A 19884-nucleotide genomic window follows, 5' to 3' on the forward strand; every position below is an offset into this window, starting at 1 on the left:
CCTCAATCAAGACCTAATACGCCACGGAGCTGAGCAAGGTCTTCCGCCAGAGCCGTAATCGGCCCTTTCATTGCAGTGCGGTCGGCATCGGTTAACTTCTCGTATGACTCATAGCCATCTTTGGTACGATATTTCGCCAAAATGCTATCAACAGTCTTGAAGTTAGCATCAATTTTTTCCAGCAACGGTTTATCGGCTTTTTCCAGCAATGGACGTAGCAGATTAACAATTTTCTGCGCGCCATCGACGTTAGCCTGGAAATCCCATAAGTCAGTGCGGCTGTAGCGATCTTCTTCACCACTGATTTTACTGGCGGCGACTTCTTCAATCAGACCTGCTGCACCGCCCACCACTTTGCTTGGCGCAAAGGTTAGGCCGCTAATCCGTTTTTGCAATTCCTGCGTGTCTTGATACAGCGTATCGGCAAATTTATCCGCGCCTTTGGTGGTGTTATCACCAAATAAGATTTTCTCTAAACGGTGGAAACCGGTGAATTTCGGGTCCGCCGCTTTATGTTCAAAATCATCTTCACGGGCATCGATACTGCCATCTAAATCAGAGAACAACTCGGCAATAGGCTCAATGCGCTCATAATGTTGGCGGGTTGGCGCATAAAGCTGGCGTGCCAAGGCCAAATCACCTTTTTTTACCGCGTCAGTAAAGGCTTTGGTTTGCGCCACTAACTGAGCAACTTCCTGTGTTACATAGACTTTGTATTCAGCAATTGGCCCCACCAGCGCCATGGCATCTGGTTTCACTGCTGCGTTGGAATCTGCTGCTGCAGTGACCGTCAATTTGCCTTTCGGATTGCTCAGCAAACCACAGGTCATATCGTACTCACCCGGTTCCAAATTGGCGGTCATCTTCTGCGTAAAGCCAGGGGCGATATTTTCACGTTCTTCAACTACCATCACCCCTTTCAGAATCTCCCACTCCAAGCCTTTCTGGCTCGCATTGTGGACAATAAACTGAGTTTTACCGGCAGGGATGGACAGCGCCATTGGCTCACACTGTTTATCATTAACCGTTATTTTAACTTGTGGAATATCAGCTGCCTGCGCGCTGATAGCAAAAACAGGCAGTGCCAATAAAGCGGCGTGTAAGGCTGTGCGACGGAAGAACCGGTTAGACATGTAATAAATCCCTGAATTATTGGTTAGTTTTCCGCGCAGCAGGTACGGTTGAGGCCGCCGTGGTGCGTGGTGGAAGGAAGAAGAGAATCAATGCCGGAATTAGGTAGATAAAGTAGACCGCAACCTCACTGATGGTCGGTGCTTCCTGATAGCCAAACATGCCCTCAAGGAAGGTGCCAAGTAATGAATGAGTTGACAGGACATTGGTCAGATCAAAAGCGATGTCCTGGAAATGGTTCCACAGACCGGCTTCATGGAAGGCTCTTATCGCCCCGGCAGCAAGACCGGCGGCCACAAACAGAATAAACAGGCTGGTCCATTTAAAGAATTTAGCCAGATGTAACTTAACACCGCCCCAGTAGATAGCCATGCCAACTAAAATGGCGCAGGTTAAGCCTAATATTGCACCAATAGGTGCACCAATGCCGACATCTTGCTGGAACGCCGCCAATAAGAAGAAGACCGACTCAAGGCCTTCACGAGCCACCGCGAAGAATACCATTGCCACTAATGCCCACCCCTGACTACGGCCCGAATTTAGCGCGCTATCAATCGCCCCTTCGAGATGAACTTTGACTGACTTGGACACTTTGCGCATCCAGAAAACCATATAGGTTAATATGCAAACTGCCACCACCGCGATAATCCCTTCGAACAACTCTTGCTGTTTTTGCGGGAACTCACCCGTGGTCTCATTAATAAAAATACCTATCGCCAGACAAAGTGCTGCGGCGGTAATAACACCCACCCATACTGCTCCCATCCATTGACCGCGTTGAGTACGTTTAAGATAACTGGCGATCAGGCTAACAATCAGCGCAGCCTCTAGCCCTTCACGAAACATAATAAGAAATGGGACAAACATGCTAAACACCCCTGATGGGTATGGCTATGGGTAGCGATCTATGATTATAGACAATGTCGGTAAACGTAAAGAAAAGTAAAACGATAGTGATTATCATTCTGGCAAAAAGAAATTCAAGAGGCTGAATAAGAATATTGTTAAACAAACTGTGGCAAGTTGTTTCTGATGAGTTAAATAATAAATGAATTCATTAGGATACGAATTAATGCTGCGATTTGTTCTGTGTAAGATTTATTGCAAAAAAAAGCTCCCTATCTGGTAGGGAGCTTTTATCAGCGAGTGATTAGAGTGGCTAAGCACCACCAACACACTGGCAACGGGCAAAATGACCGCGATATTAAATGGTTTTAAACTCGGCTTCCGCGCTACGGAAACGTTCAGTAATTGCATTGCTCGGCGTGCGGCCTAGCAAGCTCACCACCACAATGGCGATACTGGCGAACAAGAAGCCCGGGATGATTTCATAGAGATCCAACCAAGCATATTGCTTCCAGACAATGACGGTAATCGCACCAATCAGCATCCCCGCCAATGCGCCATTGCGCGTCATTCGTGGCCACATCACTGAAATCAGAACCACAGGGCCAAATGCCGCACCGAAACCAGCCCAAGCATAGCTCACTAAGCCAAGCACGCGGTTATCTGGGTCTGCCGCCAAGGCGATAGCAATCAGAGCCACCAACAACACCATGGCACGCCCCACCCACACCAACTCCTTCTGGCTGGCTTTTTTACGCAAGAATGCTTTGTACAGATCTTCCGTCAATGCACTGGAACACACCAGTAACTGGCAGCTTAATGTGCTCATTACTGCCGCCAAAATAGCAGACAATAGAATGCCGGCAATCCACGGATTGAACAGCAACTTGGCTAGCTCGATAAACACTCGCTCGCCATTTTGAGTCACACTTCCCGCTTGCTCTGGATGGTTCTCGAAATAAGCGATGCCAAAGAAGCCTACCGCGATAGTCCCTGCCAGACACAAGATCATCCAAGTCATACTGATACGGCGGGCACTACGGATAGTACGATGAGAATCTGCCGCCATAAAACGCGCCAGAATATGTGGCTGACCAAAATAGCCCAAGCCCCAACCCAGCAAAGAGAGAATTGCGACCAGATTCAGTCCTTTGAACATATCAATATTGGCGGGGTTTTTCGCCGCAATCACCATCATTGAAGTATCGATGCCCCCGACCGCCAGAATGACGATAATCGGAGTTAGAATCAGGGCAAAAATCATCAGAGTTGCCTGAACGGTGTCAGTCCAACTAACGGCCAGGAAACCCCCAATAAAGGTATATGCGATGGTCGCCGCAGCACCGGCCCACAGAGCAGTGCCATAACTCATGCCAAAGGTGCTTTCGAACAGTCGTGCTCCGGCAACAATCCCTGAAGCACAATAAATAGTGAAGAAAACCAAGATAACGACCGCAGATATCACCCGCAGCAATTTACTGTTGTCTTCAAAGCGGCTGGTGAAATAATCCGGCAGTGTCAGAGCATTATTATTCGCTTCGGTATGTACTCGCAAACGACCGGCAACTAACTTCCAGTTAAGGTAAGCACCAATAGTTAAACCAATCGCAATCCAGCTCTCAGAGATGCCTGAAAGAAAAATCGCCCCCGGCAAACCCATCAATAGCCAACCACTCATATCAGAAGCGCCAGCAGACAATGCGGTCACCACACTGCCTAGACTTCGCCCACCCAAAATATAGTCATCAAAGTTATTGGTCGCCCGGTAGGCCATAAGGCCGATAAGTATCATCCCAAAAATGTAAACTAAAAAAGTCACCAACATCGGTGTGTTCATGGTCATGCAACGTCTCCATAGTGCGTATTATCGTTTTAATATATCTCGCTATTTTTAGTTCTTTCCGCTTAAAGCGGCATCATGCTTTATACCCAATAGGTTGCAAAATGATGGTTATCTCTCTGGCTGGTCGGAACGTGACACTAAGTTGCACCAGAGCTGAATGCTTAACCTTAAATACATTACTAGCGCACCTATTCGCTAGCAAACCACTGTCTCGCGGTTGCTATCCTAGTAGAGTCCTTTCTTCACTCACAAGAATTTAAACAAATTATTTACAAAAAATTCACCCTGCATCACATTACGCAATGTCGACAGTTACACCCGACATCACAAAATGAGTGACACCTAAGGCAAAGCCGCCATAACCCCTACTATTATTAGCATTAGTCGTCCTTACGCGTAATTTTAAGCAAATACCAATTCTTGATAATTGTTAAAAACAAGACGGAATTCACAGTTCAAATACGCCCCTCAATTAACAAGGTTGCACAAAGTTGCAACATGCTTGATATTGTCTGAAATAAAATCATAACTCCCCTTATGGAAGGAGATAGACCGCATGGGTAGCACCACAATGGGCGTGAAGCTCGATGAAGCGACACGTGACCGTATTAAAGCCGCGGCACAGCGTATTGACCGCACGCCACACTGGCTTATCAAGCAGGCAATTTTTAACTATTTGGAACGACTGGAAAATAACAGCGAATTACCGGAGCTTCCTGCAACAAATGCGGCCACCTCTCAGGAAGCGGACGACATTATGCCGCAAGTCACTGAAAGCGCCCACCAGCCATTCTTAGATTTTGCCGAGCAGGTGCTGCCGCAATCGGTTACCCGAGCCGCTATCACCGCGGCCTATCGCCGCCCAGAGACAGAAGCCATTCCAATGCTATTGGAGCAGGCGCGCTTACCGACAGACCAGGCGCAAGCAACCCATAAACTGGCTTACTCCATTGCTGAGAAACTGCGTAATCAAAAGAGTGCCAATGGCCGTGCCGGGATAGTCCAAGGCCTGCTGCAAGAGTTTTCACTCTCTTCACAAGAAGGCGTGGCATTGATGTGTCTGGCAGAAGCCCTGCTGCGTATTCCGGATAAACCCACTCGTGACGCGCTGATTCGCGATAAAATCAGCAATGGCAACTGGCACTCCCATTTGGGCCGTAGCCCGTCAATGTTTGTCAATGCAGCGACCTGGGGCCTGCTGTTTACCGGCCATCTGGTTTCGACTCACAATGAAGCCAAACTCTCCAGCTCCTTAAACCGAATTATTGGTAAAGGCGGCGAACCGCTGATCCGCAAAGGCGTGGATATGGCCATGCGCCTGATGGGTGAGCAATTTGTGACTGGCGAAACCATTGCGGAAGCATTGGCTAATGCCCGCAAGCTGGAAGATAAAGGTTTCCGTTACTCTTACGATATGCTGGGTGAAGCCGCGCTGACAGAAGCGGATGCTCAGGCTTATCTGCTCTCTTACCAACAGGCAATTCATGCCATTGGTAAAGCGTCAAATGGCCGAGGGATTTATGAAGGGCCGGGGATTTCAATTAAACTTTCGGCGCTGCACCCTCGTTACAGCCGTGCTCAATATGAGCGAGTCATGGATGAGCTTTATCCGCGTTTGTTGTCACTCACCCTGCAAGCTCGCCAGTACGATATTGGGATTAATATTGACGCCGAAGAAGCCGATCGTCTGGAAATTTCACTCGATCTGCTGGAAAAACTCTGCTTTGAGCCAAAGCTGGCAGGCTGGAATGGTATTGGCTTCGTTATTCAGGCCTATCAAAAACGCTGCCCATTCACCATTGATGCAGTAATAGATATGGCGCAGCGCAGCCGTCGCCGCCTGATGATCCGCTTGGTCAAAGGTGCATATTGGGACAGCGAAATCAAACGCGCCCAAATGGATGGCTTAGAGGGTTACCCGGTTTATACCCGCAAAGTTTATACCGATGTTTCTTATCTGGCTTGCGCACGAAAATTACTGGCGGTGCCTAACCTGATTTACCCGCAATTCGCCACCCACAACGCGCATACGTTATCAGCGATTTACCATCTTGCTGGGCAGAATTACTACCCTGGGCAATATGAATTCCAGTGTCTGCATGGTATGGGTGAACCGCTGTATGAGCAGGTAGTTGGGAAAGTTGCCGAGGGTAAGCTTAATCGACCATGCCGTATTTATGCACCAGTGGGCACCCATGAAACATTGCTGGCCTACTTGGTTCGCCGCCTGTTGGAAAACGGAGCAAATACCTCATTTGTTAACCGTATTGCGGACGCCACCCTACCACTGGATGAATTAGTCGCCGATCCGGTGAGTGCCGTGGAGGCTATCGCCGCCAGTGAAGGGCAACTCGGCTTACCTCACCCACGAATCCCATTACCTCGGGATTTGTATGGTAAAGACCGCGCTAACTCCAGCGGGTTAGATTTGGCCAACGAACATCGTCTGGCCTCACTCTCCAGCGCATTACTCACCAGTGCCAGTCAACTGTGGCGGGCAGAGCCTATTATTGATGCCGAGCTTGATAGCGGTGTCGATCTGCCCGTTATCAACCCCGCCGAGCCAACAGATATCGTCGGTTACGTTCGTGAAGCCACAGAAGCTGAAGTGAGCCGTGCTTTGGATGCCGCAGCCAATGCCGGGGCGATTTGGTTTGCCACACCACCGGCGGAGCGAGCCGCTATTTTAGTGCGTGCTGCCGAACTGATGGAAAATCAGATGCAAACACTGATAGGTATCCTGGTGCGCGAAGCCGGTAAAACCTTCAGTAATGCCATTGCAGAAGTGCGTGAAGCCGTTGATTTCCTGCACTACTATGCCGGAATGGTACGTGATAACTTTTCTAATGATAGCCACCGCCCACTCGGCCCAGTGGTTTGCATTAGCCCATGGAACTTCCCACTCGCCATCTTTACCGGTCAGGTTGCTGCTGCTTTAGCTGCCGGTAACAGTGTGTTGGCAAAACCGGCAGAACAGACACCACTGGTTGCCGCTCAGGCCGTCCGTATTTTGCTGGAAGCCGGTATCCCGCCAGGTGTACTGCAACTGTTGCCGGGCCAAGGTGACAGTGTTGGCGCCACACTCGTCAACGATGCGCGAGTACGCGGCGTGATGTTTACGGGCTCAACCGAAGTAGCAAGCATTCTACAGCGCAGCATTGCTGGCAGACTTGATCCTCAGGGCCGCCCAACCCCATTAATTGCTGAGACCGGTGGCCTCAATGCCATGATAGTGGACTCATCGGCGCTTACCGAGCAAGTGGTCACTGACGTTGTGGCTTCGGCCTTTGACAGTGCAGGTCAGCGTTGTTCCGCTTTACGCATCCTCTGCATTCAGGATGATGTCGCTGAGCACACCTTACAAATGCTACGTGGCGCCATGGCTGAATGCCGGATGGGCAACCCGGAACGCCTGTCTACCGATATCGGGCCGGTGATTGATGCGGAGGCTAAAGCTGGCATTGAACGCCATATCCAGGCAATGCGCACCAAAGGGCGCAAGGTTTATCAAGCTGCCCGCAACAATGATCAAGATGAGAAAGAGTGGCAACACGGCACCTTTATCAAACCGACCTTAATAGAGTTGGATAGTTTTGATGAACTGCAAAAAGAGATCTTCGGCCCAGTGCTGCACGTAGTGCGCTTCCAGCGCCAGAACCTGAGTGCACTGGTCGATCAAATCAATGCTTCTGGTTATGGCCTGACGTTAGGCATTCACACCCGTATTGATGAAACCATCGCCCATATCACTGAAAAAGCCAAAGTCGGAAATCTCTACGTTAACCGCAATATGGTCGGTGCAGTGGTCGGGGTACAGCCTTTTGGTGGTGAAGGTTTATCTGGCACGGGCCCTAAAGCCGGCGGCCCGCTGTATCTGTATCGCCTTCTGTGCAGTCGCCCGGAAGATGCGGTGGTCAATACACTGTCACATCCGCATAGTGAAGAAGTGCAGAATGTCGCTGGCCGTGAAATGTTGCAAGCCGCCCATCACGCTCTGATCACATGGGCTGGAGAGCAGCAACATAGCGAGCTCGCCGAATTGGCGCAGCGCTATGGTGAGTTGGCTCAAGGGGGAACAGTCCGGCTGTTACCGGGGCCAACCGGTGAGCGTAATACTTATGCTCTGTTACCTCGTGAGCGAGTGTTATGTTTAGCTGATACCGAGGCCGATGCACTGACACAACTCGCCGCCGTACTGGCAACCGGCAGTGAGGTATTATGGTCGGAAAATACCGTGCAAAGTGATTTGTTCCGCAAATTACCTCCAGTTGTGCAAGCGCGTATTACCCTCACTAAAGATTGGCAAACGGCTAATGTCAGCTTTGATGCGGTTATCTACCACGGCGATGCCGACCAATTGCGTATCTTGTGTGAGCAGATAGCGCAAATTGATGGGCCAATTGTCTCGGTACAAGGTTTTGCCCGTGGTGAAACCAATATCCTGTTAGAGCGCTTGCTCATTGAGCACTCACTCAGTGTCAATACTGCGGCAGCGGGTGGCAATGCCAGCCTGATGACCATCGGCTAGCTTTTCGTATTTCCAATTTTTTAATTAGCATAATAAGGCCCTTTGGGGCCTTATTATTTGCTCGATAATGAGTGTTTATTTCTCGAGGTATCCCGCACTGTCGTGTGCAAAACCGCAACAATCCTCTTTTTCTCTGGCAACATTCCGCATATCTAGCTTCGTGTTCTTGTCACCTTGCTGTGCCTAACTCACTATTAATTCAAGCAAACAACTGAGCGACTTGTGTTCCTAGCTTTCTTCTTAGTGAAGATATTCTATACAGCAACTTTCAGAGGTGATATTTATATTCATGGCTGATAAAAAGATTATTGATGAGACCCATCAAATTGCTAGCCGGCGCGGTAATGGTCAATTACGCCGCGAGATATGGGCCGACCGGTCAGGTACCATTACCCGTTATAATTTAGCCTATATCAATCACTGTTTATCGCGGGGTGATAATGGTCGGGTCATCGGTTATGACAATGCTCATGGGTATCATCATCGCCATTACTTAGGCGCCATTGAAGCGGTTAATTTTGTCAGCTTTGAACAAATAGAGGATTGCTTTCAAAAGGATTGGACTTCACTAAGGAGAAGTTAATGGACAAGCTAGTCATCAAAACTGCAACGGAAGATGAATTTTTCAAGCGAGGTAAACAACTCGCAGCCTTGGCTGATGTGGGGCAAACATTACCTGAAGAGCATATAATTACTTTCGAAGACCCGCTGGAAATGGTGCGAGTATTAAGTGCCGCACGCATCGTGCTACTACGAGCCGTCAAAAAGCATCCCGGTTCTATCACCTCCCTTTCAACGCTACTCAAAAGAGATCGCAGTGCCGTCACCCGCGATGTCGCTATTTTGCAGAAAGCGGGGTTGGTTACCGTGGAACAGAAAGTATTACCCGGCCATGGGCGCATGAAAGAAGTTAAAATAACCGCTCATCGCCTTAAGCTCGAAGCCTTTCTATAACACTGCCGAAAAAATCAGGGGCCATTGGCGGCCCCATTACACAACTGTTTATGCTCATTAACACACTTTATGCTAATTAACCCACTGGCGACTCAGTGATTATTCAGGAACTTATCCAGGAACTGCCGAGTGCGGTCATGTTGCGGATGAGCAAACAATTCTTTCGCTGGCCCTTGTTCAACAATCCGCCCATGGTCCATAAAGATAGCCCGATCTGCGACATCGCGAGCAAAGCTCATTTCATGAGTGACGATGACCATCGTGCGTTTTTCTTCAGCCAATGCACGGATAGTATTTAATACCTCACCCACCAGCTCGGGGTCTAGCGCAGAAGTCGGTTCATCAAACAAAATGACCTGAGGTTGCATCGCCAATGCCCGAGCGATAGCAACACGTTGTTGCTGACCACCAGATAAACGGCGAGGATAAGCATCTTCCTTGCCACTTAACCCAACTTTTGCCAACAACGCCCGCGCCCGCTTTTCAGCCTCAGCGCGTTTCTCGCCCTTAACAATGACCGGCCCCTCAATGATATTTTCCAGCACTGACCGGTGCGGAAACAGATTGAAGCTTTGAAACACGAACCCCACTTGCTGGCGTAGTGCGCGCACCTGACGTTGCTGCCTGCTGATAGGAATACTGCCGTCAATCTCTATATCACCCACTCGAATAATCCCCGAGTCAGGGATCTCCAGCAGGTTGATACTCCGTAGCAAGGTGGTTTTTCCTGAGCCACTAGGCCCGATGATCGCCACCACTTCGCCACTATTCACTTCAAGATCGATACCATGTAGTACCTGTTGACCTTTAAACTGTTTGGTCAGTTTTTTCACGTCGATGGCACTCATGGCTACTCCTGATCCTGACGATTAACATGTGCTTCCAGGCGATTTTGTAATGCTGACAACAATGTTGCCATGATCCAGTAAATCAATGATGCCGCCAGATACATAGTGAAAACTTCCAGTGTCCGAGACGTTACCAATTGCGCCTGGCGGAACAACTCAGGCACCTGAATGGTGGCCGCCAGAGAAGTGTCTTTGACCAAACCAATAAAACTGTTACCCAGTGGGGGTAAAGCGGTACGCCCGGCTTGTGGCAATATCACCCGATAAAGTGTCTGCCAGCGCGTCATCCCGATACTGGCCGCCGCTTCCCACTGCCCTTTCTCAATTGATGAAATGGCAGCACGCAGTGTCTCGGAGGTATAAGCCGCAGTATTCAATGATAAGCCAATCAATGCCGCTGGCATTGGATCCAGCTCAATACCAAACTGTGGCAATCCGTAATAAATCATAAACAGTTGGGCAATTAATGGCGTACCACGGAAAATGGAGACGTAAAAACGCGAGAGCAGTGAGAGTGGCAAGAAACGGGATAGCCGCATCATTGCCAACATAAAACCTAATGCCAGACCAAAAAACATCCCCCCCAGACTAAGCTGGAGGGTAAACCAAGCACCTTTCAATAAAAATGGTGCTGAATCCAGCACCAATTGAATACTTTCTTGCATTATTTAGTTACGTCCGCACCAAAATATTTTTCAGAAATTTTGGCCAATGTGCCATCTTTTTGCATCTCAGCAATAGCCTGATTGATTGCCGCTAACAACTGAGGGTTATTTTTACGCAATGCCACGCCTGACTCCTGACGAGCAAACGCTGGGCCAGCAACGGCAAGGGTGTCATTGGTTTTCTTCACCAAATCCAACGCCGCTAAGCGATCAACTAAAATGGCGTCTGTACGGCCAACGCGAAGATCCTGATACTTGGTTGGGTCATCATCATAAGTACGGATATCAACACCTTTCAGGTTGTCACGTAACCACTGCTCATAGTTACTGCCCAAGCCGACGCCGACTTTTTTACCTTCCAAATCTTCAGGTTTGTTGAACTTGCCTTCATTACCTTTCTTGGTCAAAACCTGAATACCAGAGATGGTATAAGGGGTTGAGAAATCATACTTTTTCTTACGTTCTTCTGAGATAGTGACTTGGTTAATCGCCACATCAATACGTTTGGACTCCAGTGAGGCCAGCATGCCATCCCATTTAGTCGGAGTGATTTTTGCCTTAACACCCATGTGTTCAGCCAATGCGTTAGCAAAATCCACTTCGAATCCAGTCAGTTTGCCATCTTCACCTTGGAAGCTGAACGGAGGATAAGTCCCTTCCAGGCCGACCACCAGAGTTCCGCGTTCTTTGACCTGATCGAGCAGGTCAGCCGCAGCGTAAGACTTCACATTAAGGCCGGTTGCCAGTGCAACTGCCACCATACCCAGAACCATTCGACGACGTACAATTGAAAAGCTCATACATACCCCAACTGTCATGTTTGTTTTTGATATTCAGTACTTTATCAGTGCTGTTAATGGAATAAAGGAATATAAAATAATAACGATAGCCATAAATGGAATAAGCAATAACCAAAGGTTACACCTGTGGATGATATGCAAATAATGCCGGGGCGCCGCCAGTGTGAATAAACAGAATCGGCCCCTCATCACGAAACTTTTTCTGCTCCAGGCCATCGAGTAAACCCGCCATCGCCTTACCGGTATAAACAGGATCCAGCAACATGCCCTCTAACCTTGCCAGCAGCCCTATCGCGGCCAATCCTTCTTCGTTTGGCTCGCCATAGCGCGGAGCGAAATAGTCATCCCACAAGGTAATTGCTGCCTGCGGCCCAGTAATGCCAAGGGATGCGGCCAGTTTTTCCTGAATATCCACCACTTTAGGCCGTTGTTCATCCGCTTTACGCGATACTGTCACGCCGATCAATTCAACCTCAGGTAACAGTTGCTGTAGCCCTACGGCTAACCCGGCATGAGTCCCGGCACTGCCCGAGGCCACCACCACCGAGCTAAAAGCAACATTCCCTGCCGACTGGGCAGCAATTTCCAATGCGCACTGCACATAGCCCAATGCACCTAAGGCATTGGAGCCGCCAACCGGAACCACATAAGGGCGAAAACCTTGTGCTTCAATTCGAGTAGCCAGCTCCGCTAATTGCTGATTGGGGTCGTGCAAGCCATCACACATCACCACATCGGCATTAAACAAATCCAGCAGCAATCGATTGCCATTGGTCAGATAATTTTCCGCTGAAGTACCGATAGGATTCTCGAGTAACGCAACACAATGTAGCCCCAGCTTGGCGGCAACGGCGGCCGTTTGACGCACATGATTAGACTGAATAGCCCCAGCGGTCACCAGTGTATCGGCCCCTTGCCTCAGTGCATCGGCAGCCAAATACTCCAGCTTACGCAATTTGTTACCGCCTAGTGCCAGCGGGGTGACATCATCACGTTTGATATAAATTTCACGTCCCAGGTAATCGGAGAGTCGAGATAATTTTTCTAATGGTGTCGTATGACCGACCAAGTCCAGGCGCGGAAATTGCGCCAGTTTATGTTGAAACGTCACGGGTCCCCCGGGGAATTAATGAGTTACTGCAATTACATAGATTTATCAGATGTAACACGAATAATCACTGATTTTATTATAGATGTCGGTAAGCAACAGCGCCGGAGATTAATATCATAGGAGGAATAAATGAAACGCCCGGCGAAGGAGAAACCTTGCCGGGCGCTGAATCACGGAAGAGTGTGACTGAATAGCTTTGCGTTATATTAGAAATGATTCCACTGAAAACACAGAGCTTTCTCAACTGCTGGAATGCGCTCTATTAACCTTAGTAATTTTTTTGCCATGCCAAATATTGATCATATTTACGCAAAGCAATGCGGTAATTGTTATGTGCGGCATTGGGCAGTTCATCGATAATACGCTGATGCATGGTTTCACTGGCGAATTTTTCTGCTGGGTAATTAGTGGCAACCAGCATTTCATCTAATCGACGTAGACGCACAACATATTCACGAACAGTGCTATGACTCATCTCAGTTTGTTCAAATAGATACTGTTTGAACGCCATAATATCAAAATAACCCGGTGCGCTATTACAGTATATCTCACTGCAAAAGCGGCATAATGCGGTTAGTTCATGCTGAAGTTTTGACCAGACTTGATCGTCAATAGGCTGGTCCATACCAGCGATTGCTTCTTTATTAATAATTTGTCCGCGAAAAACCAATGCCATGCGGTCGAGTTCTTTATGACAATGTGAGCAATGAGTTTGACCGTGCTTATAATCTTTTAAATAACGGCTCAGCGGCCGCTTTTTTAACTGAAGTCCTGGCATGAGAAGACCTGCATTAATAAAGTTAAACACTGTGATATCACTGAGCGAAAGTGAATTAAGAGTCGTTACTCAGGCGGGCGCGTAAGCGTTTTATCGCCTGGCTATGAAGCTGACTGACGCGGGATTCCCCCACTTCGAGTACAGCGCCGATTTCTTTCAGGTTCAGCTCTTCCTGGTAATACAGCGTCAACACCATTTTCTCACGTTCCGGCAATGCCTCGATCGCTTCAATGACGCGCTGGCGCAGATTTCCTTCCAACAAATGTTGCAACGGATTGGCATCTTCATGCCCTTCCAGCAGCGGCTCGACACTTTCACCATGCTCTTCTCGCCATTCGTCATAGGAGAAAAGCTGGCTGTTATTGGTGTCTAATAAGATCTGGCGATATTCGGCCAGATCAATTTCAAGAATTTGCGCCACTTCCTGCTCTGTTGCTGGTCGCCCAAGCCGCTGTTCGACTTTTTGCATGGCGCTGGCAACTTCGCGGGCATTACGCCGAACACTGCGCGGAGCCCAATCTCGGCTGCGCAGCTCATCCAACATGGCGCCACGTATACGCTGTACCGCATAAGTGGTAAATGCGGTTCCTTGTAAAGCGTCATAACGCTCAACGGCATTCAGCAGACCAATCCCCCCAGCCTGCAACAAATCGTCCAATTCCACACTGGCCGGCAGGCGCACCTGCAAACGTAATGCCTCATGGCGCACTAGAGGAACATAACGTTGCCAGAGGGAATTCTTGTCCATCACGCCTTCGGCGGTATACAGATCGCTCACTAGACAGGCACCTAAGGGTAAGAGAGTCGTACCATTATCCTGTCAGGTCAGTCAGACAATCGCCGGAATAGGCCTATAAAAGGGCGGCTATTTGGCTTATGCCCGCGAGTTTTACTGTTAACCTACTGCTTAGATTGAAAAAACAGAGCGAAAAATTGCAGCAAAAACCAGCAGAAATAGATAATTAGCGCCTGATTTGAACTGTCCTTATCGAAATAGCTCTGTTTAGTATTTCGATAAGGCAAGATAAAACCCCGCCGTAGCGGGGTTTGAAAACATATGGTGTATCTGTGGAATTAACGCAGCAGAGACAGAACAGTTTGTGGTACCTGGTTTGCCTGAGACAGTACTGAAGTACCTGCTTGTTGCAGAATCTGCGCACGGCTCATGTTAGATACTTCTGTTGCATAGTCAGCATCCTGGATGCGGCTACGTGCTTCAGTCAGGTTGTTTACGGTGTTGTTCAGGTTGGTGATGGTAGAGTTGAAACGGTTTTGAATCGCACCCAATGAGCTACGCAGGGAGTCGATTTTATTGACCGCGCCATCCAGAGTTGCCAACGGATCGGTAGTTTTAGCCGTTACGGTTTTAGCATCAGTAGTTAGAACACCATCAGCTTGTTTGAATACTGCTTTGCCTGAACCGTTAGAAATTGAACCATCTGCTTGTGCAAAATAGCTAACAGTTTTGTTAGTAGTTAATGCGCCATCTTTACCAACAAATGCCGCTGCACCACCAGTAGTAACGTCGCCGTTAGCTGCAACTGAGTGAGTACCAGCAGTATATGCGGTACCTTTAGCCAGAGTACCTAATGCATCAGCACTAATAGTTGCGCCAACAACATCAAAACCCGTACCATTGGAAGTAATAGTGCCTGCATCAGTTGTGATTGTGGCAATTTTACCTGTGCCACTTGCTGACAACGCAGTCAGGGTTGCTGCAGGAGGGTTAGCAGCCTGGTTTTTAGTCAAGTTACCGGTAGTATCAAGGAACAAAGCAGCGCCATCATCTGCCGCAGTCATCGAGCCGTCTTTAGCAATTAAGACATCTTGCTTAGTACCGCCAATCTCAATAGATGCTTTAGTTACATCACCCGCTTTAGGGTTCAGGTACGTTTGTACATTTGCAGCGCTAACACCCGTCGCATCAAATGTAAATGATTTATTAGTGGCATTATAAGTATAAGTATCAGCAGTCGCAGCTGTCCCTAAACCGTTATTTGCAGCTATACCGGCAGCAACCACAGCGTTACCATTTGCCAAATTAGCAAGTACATCACTGCTGGTGGCGGCTTTCAAGCCAGCTGAACCGTTATACTCATTGGTTGTACCAACTTGGGTAAAACCTGCAGTTTTCAAATCAGCCAAAGAGGCCGCAGTGTTGGCTACACCACCTTTACCATTGACGTTGAAACCATCCAGACCCAATGTCTTAGAGTTGATTTCTTTCAGATCCAGTGAAATAGTTTCGCCGTCGTTCGCGCCAACCTGAATTTTCAGGCTGTCAGTTGAAGCCAACACTTTAACGCCGTTAAATTGGGTTTGGCTGGATACACGGTCGATTTCGTCTAAACGTTGTTGAATTTCGTCTTGGATTGAATCCAGGTCGGTTTGTTTGTTGCCTTCAGAAGAGGCCTGAACGGTCAGCTCACGAACACGTTGTAAGTTGTTGTTGATTTCGTTCAGTGCGCCTTCAGTAGTCTGAGCGATAGAAATACCATCGTTAGCGTTACGTGCCGCCTGAGTCAAACCACGGATGTTAGAAGTAAAACGGTTAGCAATTGCCTGACCCGCTGCATCGTCTTTCGCGCTATTAATACGCAGACCGGAAGACAAACGCTCAATGGCGGTGCCTAAAGAAGACTGGGATTTGTTCAGGTTGTTCTGAGTCAGCAGAGACAAGCTGTTAGTGTTAATTACCGCCATATTGTTATTCCTTAAATGCTATTGGGTTATGGTTTGGGCATACTGCCCACGGCTTCATCACCGTCACAACTTGTATCGGCGCTCTTTAAGGAACCTTTAGCTTTTCTGAGAAATAATTTTAAATTTTAGCAAAATTATTCTTTCTCTCTTCTTTAATTATTACTCTATTCAATGGCGTAAATAGCGCCCAGTTATCCCCCGTTATTCTGCCCATCATAAATTCTATTTTATGTGTAAACTTTTTTCCTCTCTGGCCGATAACCCGGTAACGACACTTGAATATTAAGGATTAGAAATGGCAAGTATCAGTTCTCTGGGCAGTGGGTCAGGTATGGACTTAAACAGTTTGTTAGATAAGTTAACCGCATCGGAACAGACACGCTTAACCCCACTAACTAATCAGCAGTCCAGCTATAAAAGTAAGCTAACTGCATTTAGCGTTCTACAAAGTGCCTTGGCGAAACTAGAAACTGCATCTGCTACATTAAAAAAAGCAGACACATTAAATTCAACAGCAGTCAGTAGCACCAATACTGCGTTTAGCGCCACTACAGATAGTAAAGCAACCGCAGGCAGCTATGCTATTGAAGTGACAAACTTAGCTAAAGCACAATCTTTATTATCCAAAGATGTTCCTAACGCAACAGATAAACTGGGCAATGATAACTCTACTCGCACAATTACAATTAGCCAGCCAGGGCAAGAAAAACCACTGGAAGTGACATTAACCAATGAGCAAACATCCTTGGCAGATATCAGGGATGCAATTAACAAGAAAGAAGGTAACGTTAATGCCAGTATCATGAAGGCGGATGATAATACTTATTATTTGGCATTAACTTCTCGAGATACCGGCACAAAGTCAGAAATGACCATCAGTGTTGCCGGTGATGACACATTAAATGACTTTCTGAATTATACGCCAAGCACTACCGGTGGCAGTGGCGCAATGACGCAAAAAGTGAAAGCCGAAGATGCCGAACTGATAGTCAATGGTGTGGCTATAACTCGTCAAAGTAATACGATTACTGATGCGCCACAAGGTGTGACAATTAACCTAAAAGCAGAAACCAAAGCAGGCACACCAGAGCAACTGACAATAACTCGAGACAGTAGTGCGACAAAAGCGGCTATTCAAAGTTTTGTCGATGCTTATAACTCATTGCAGACAACCTTTGGTTCACTGACTAAATATACGGCAGTAGAAGCAGGTAAGGATCAAGCCAGCAGTAATGGTGCTCTAGTGGGTGATGGTACATTACGTACTATTCAAACTCAGTTAAAAGGGCAATTAGCATCAGCTCAATCAGGTGATTTGAAAACACTGGCGAGTATGGGTATTACGCAAGATCTCGATGGTAAACTCGTAATAGATTCTACAAAATTAGATGTTGCACTAAAAGATAAACCGAATAGCGTCACTGCATTCTTTGTCGGTGACGGAAAAAATACTGGTTTCGCTACTCAGACAGATAATTTACTTAACAACGCATTGGATACAACGAAAGGCACTTTAAAAGCGGTGACTGACGGCATTAATAAATCATTAAAAAGCCTAGATAACCAAGTTTTATCCACAACGGATAGTATAAATGCCAATATTGAACGATATAAAACACAATTTACACAGCTGGATAAGATGATGAGTTCGTTAAATAATACCTCCAGCTTCTTAACCCAACAGTTTTCTTAAAAAGGATTAGGATATGTACAACCGATCAGGGAGCCAGGCTTACGCTCAGGTAGGACTAGAAAGTGGTGTAATGAGCGCCAGCCCGCACCAATTGATCGTGATGTTGTTCGACGGGGCGCAAAGCGCCCTGGTTCGAGCTCGCATCCTGATGAATCAAAGAGACATTCCTGCTAAAGGGGCAGCGATATCTAAAGCAATTGATATTATTAATAATGGCCTGAATGCCGGGCTAGATTTGGAAAAAGGCGGCGAAATGGCTGAGAATTTATCTGCCTTATATGACTATATGTCACGGCGCTTACTGCATGCCAATTTGCATAATGACGAACAGGCCATTGATGAAGTTTTGGCTCTGCTCGAAAATATAGCAGATGCGTGGCGGCAGATCGGCCCCAATTATCAACCTGATTAGGACCCCATTTAATGGAACGTCACCAGCACCTTTTGTCCGAATATCAACAAATCCTGACCCTCAGTGAGCAAATGTTAATGCTGGCGACTGAGGGAAAATGGGATGCGCTGGTTGATCTGGAAATGACTTACCTCAAAGCAGTTGAAAATACGGCTAATGTGACTATTTCGTCCTGCACATCTTCGGTGCTGCAAGAGCTATTACGGGAGAAGCTTAAAGCTATTCTGGATAATGAAATAGAGATTAAGCGTTTATTACAACTGCGTCTGGATGCATTAAGTGAATTGGTCGGGCAATCCACCCGACAGCAGGCGGTTAATAATACCTATGGTCAGTTTCCTGACCATGCATTGCTGCTAGGCGAAACACAATAATCTCCGGTTCGCCTAGCCACAATATATCGACTTGTTGCGAGGCAATAACTTGCAACTTAAATGATTATCATGATAACTACTTTTAATTACCATTATTTTTAACATGGGATTATATTGACAGTAACAATTACTCATATCTAACTGACTATTATTCTCATATTTAATACTTTTCGCTAAAATAGTCAGTTACTGTAAGTTTTCTATTAAAATGGGTTGCCAGTCTGCTATTCAAAGCGTAAAGATATTCTCAGGCCAAAATTGTGAAATGAATATCGATGGAACGTACAATTAATTTTTGCCCTGGTGTGGGTAGCTCGGCACATGTTATTCAACACACAGAGCTACTACTCTCCTCTGTCTATATTGAGCATCCATTGCTCATTATGGTTAACCGTGGGCATAAGATTATTCGTTGGAATAATCAAGAATGTCGAGTTCAATCGGGCGAAATAGTCGCAGTGAGTAGTGGCCAAACCATTGATATTGTTAACGGCCTATCTGATGATGGGTTATTTTTCAGTCATCAGCTTCGTTGTGATCCTCGTTTGATAGCCACATTTGCCAATCACCCAGCATCATCTGGCCTTAGGGCCATTCCTAGTGTTATGCCAGTGCGTAATTTAGCTCCCGAATTTATTAATACCTTCGGAAATACCTTTAAAGCCATCTCAGATATTGGCGATATCCCTCCATCTATTGTCAGGCATCGTATGCTTGAATTACTGCTTTGGTTAGCTCAGCGAGGGGTTAAATTCACACTCAATGAAAGTCACTCATTAACTGAGCAGGTACGCCGTTGTCTGGCGATTGACCCCCACAAAATATGGTCAGCATCGGAGGTCGCCGAACATATGGCAATGAGCGAAGTGGTATTACGGCGAAAACTTGCGGCGGAAAATACATTATTACGCGATTTGATGATTGATGTTCGTATGACCAGTGCCTTACGTTTATTGCAAGGGACAGATTGGCCGATTTCACTGATTGCTAGCCAAGTTGGTTACGAAAGCGCATCACGCTTCGCTGAACGTTTTCGTAAACGTTTTGGTTTTGCTCCCACCGCCATTCGCGGGCATCATCGTTTACAACCCCCGGATAATGAGCCATCGCCCCCCAACTATCATAGTTATTTAAATCTTCATACACCGGATTTAGATTCAATCTAAACTCATTGAAGCTTCAGATAATTTTCACTGTA

17 protein-coding genes are annotated in these 19884 nt (G+C 47.2%); 7 read left to right on the forward strand and 10 right to left on the reverse strand.

All coding sequences use genetic code 11. The features are described from left to right. Positions 1 to 2 precede the first annotated feature (2 nt). The 3 genes from efeO to putP form a co-directional block, all read right to left on the reverse strand. A complete protein-coding gene (gene efeO, locus FTA96_RS07050; RefSeq protein ID WP_145573481.1) occupies positions 3 to 1133 on the reverse strand; it encodes an iron uptake system protein EfeO in 1131 nt (376 codons plus the stop codon). 16 nt (positions 1134 to 1149) lie between these two features. Next, positions 1150 to 1998, reverse strand: coding sequence for an iron uptake transporter permease EfeU (gene efeU, locus FTA96_RS07055; protein WP_050106648.1), 849 nt, complete (start codon positions 1996 to 1998; stop codon positions 1150 to 1152). A 337-nt stretch (positions 1999 to 2335) separates the two neighbouring features. Continuing rightward, positions 2336 to 3820 (reverse strand): sodium/proline symporter PutP, encoded by a 1485-nt coding sequence (gene putP, locus FTA96_RS07060; protein WP_050106649.1) that lies wholly within the window; start codon positions 3818 to 3820, stop codon positions 2336 to 2338. A gap of 556 nt (positions 3821 to 4376) precedes the next feature. Between putP and putA the strand changes: the two genes are divergently transcribed. From putA to FTA96_RS07075, 3 genes are all read left to right on the forward strand, one after another. After that, positions 4377 to 8348 (forward strand): trifunctional transcriptional regulator/proline dehydrogenase/L-glutamate gamma-semialdehyde dehydrogenase, encoded by a 3972-nt coding sequence (gene putA, locus FTA96_RS07065; protein WP_145573482.1) that lies wholly within the window; start codon positions 4377 to 4379, stop codon positions 8346 to 8348. Between the two features lie 289 nt (positions 8349 to 8637). Continuing rightward, a complete protein-coding gene (locus FTA96_RS07070; RefSeq protein WP_050121963.1) occupies positions 8638 to 8931 on the forward strand; it encodes a toxin-antitoxin system TumE family protein in 294 nt (97 codons plus the stop codon). Further along, a complete protein-coding gene (locus tag FTA96_RS07075; protein WP_145573483.1) occupies positions 8931 to 9302 on the forward strand; it encodes an HVO_A0114 family putative DNA-binding protein in 372 nt (123 codons plus the stop codon). Before FTA96_RS07070 ends, FTA96_RS07075 begins: the two co-directional genes overlap by 1 nt. A 92-nt stretch (positions 9303 to 9394) precedes the next feature. On the opposite strand, the gene tcyN is transcribed toward FTA96_RS07075, so the two are convergent. The 7 genes from tcyN to FTA96_RS07110 form a co-directional block, all read right to left on the reverse strand. Next, positions 9395 to 10150, reverse strand: a complete 756-nt coding sequence (tcyN, locus tag FTA96_RS07080; RefSeq protein WP_050121962.1) for an L-cystine ABC transporter ATP-binding protein TcyN — start codon at positions 10148 to 10150, stop codon at positions 9395 to 9397. A gap of 2 nt (positions 10151 to 10152) precedes the next feature. Then, positions 10153 to 10815 (reverse strand): cystine ABC transporter permease, encoded by a 663-nt coding sequence (gene tcyL / locus FTA96_RS07085; RefSeq protein ID WP_005160319.1) that lies wholly within the window; start codon positions 10813 to 10815, stop codon positions 10153 to 10155. Then, on the reverse strand, positions 10815 to 11615 hold the full coding sequence (gene tcyJ / locus FTA96_RS07090; RefSeq protein WP_050106654.1) for a cystine ABC transporter substrate-binding protein: 801 nt from the start codon (positions 11613 to 11615) through the stop codon (positions 10815 to 10817). The genes tcyL and tcyJ overlap by 1 nt, the downstream gene beginning before the upstream one ends. A 118-nt stretch (positions 11616 to 11733) precedes the next feature. Further along, entirely contained in the window at positions 11734 to 12726 is a 993-nt protein-coding gene (locus tag FTA96_RS07095) for a D-cysteine desulfhydrase (protein WP_145573484.1), read from the reverse strand. Positions 12727 to 12994: 268 nt separating this feature from the next. Next, entirely contained in the window at positions 12995 to 13504 is a 510-nt protein-coding gene (gene fliZ, locus FTA96_RS07100) for a flagella biosynthesis regulatory protein FliZ (RefSeq protein ID WP_004708222.1), read from the reverse strand. Between the two features lie 55 nt (positions 13505 to 13559). Next, positions 13560 to 14282, reverse strand: coding sequence for an RNA polymerase sigma factor FliA (locus FTA96_RS07105; protein ID WP_050106656.1), 723 nt, complete (start codon positions 14280 to 14282; stop codon positions 13560 to 13562). A 296-nt stretch (positions 14283 to 14578) separates the two neighbouring features. Then, a complete protein-coding gene (locus FTA96_RS07110; RefSeq protein WP_145573485.1) occupies positions 14579 to 16207 on the reverse strand; it encodes a FliC/FljB family flagellin in 1629 nt (542 codons plus the stop codon). Positions 16208 to 16502: 295 nt separating this feature from the next. Between FTA96_RS07110 and fliD the strand changes: the two genes are divergently transcribed. From fliD to FTA96_RS07130, 4 genes are all read left to right on the forward strand, one after another. Next, a complete protein-coding gene (gene fliD, locus FTA96_RS07115; RefSeq protein ID WP_134956879.1) occupies positions 16503 to 17900 on the forward strand; it encodes a flagellar filament capping protein FliD in 1398 nt (465 codons plus the stop codon). A 13-nt stretch (positions 17901 to 17913) separates the two neighbouring features. Then, a complete protein-coding gene (gene fliS / locus FTA96_RS07120; protein WP_134956880.1) occupies positions 17914 to 18312 on the forward strand; it encodes a flagellar export chaperone FliS in 399 nt (132 codons plus the stop codon). An 11-nt stretch (positions 18313 to 18323) separates the two neighbouring features. Then, positions 18324 to 18686, forward strand: a complete 363-nt coding sequence (fliT, locus tag FTA96_RS07125) for a flagella biosynthesis regulatory protein FliT (protein ID WP_050106659.1) — start codon at positions 18324 to 18326, stop codon at positions 18684 to 18686. Between the two features lie 275 nt (positions 18687 to 18961). Next, positions 18962 to 19852 carry a helix-turn-helix transcriptional regulator gene (locus tag FTA96_RS07130; RefSeq protein WP_050121959.1) on the forward strand — a complete coding sequence of 297 codons (891 nt, stop codon included), beginning with the start codon at positions 18962 to 18964 and terminating at the stop codon, positions 19850 to 19852. Positions 19853 to 19884 lie beyond the last annotated feature (32 nt).

Source organism: Yersinia alsatica (assembly GCF_902170305.1).
Classification (GTDB): domain Bacteria; phylum Pseudomonadota; class Gammaproteobacteria; order Enterobacterales; family Enterobacteriaceae; genus Yersinia; species Yersinia alsatica.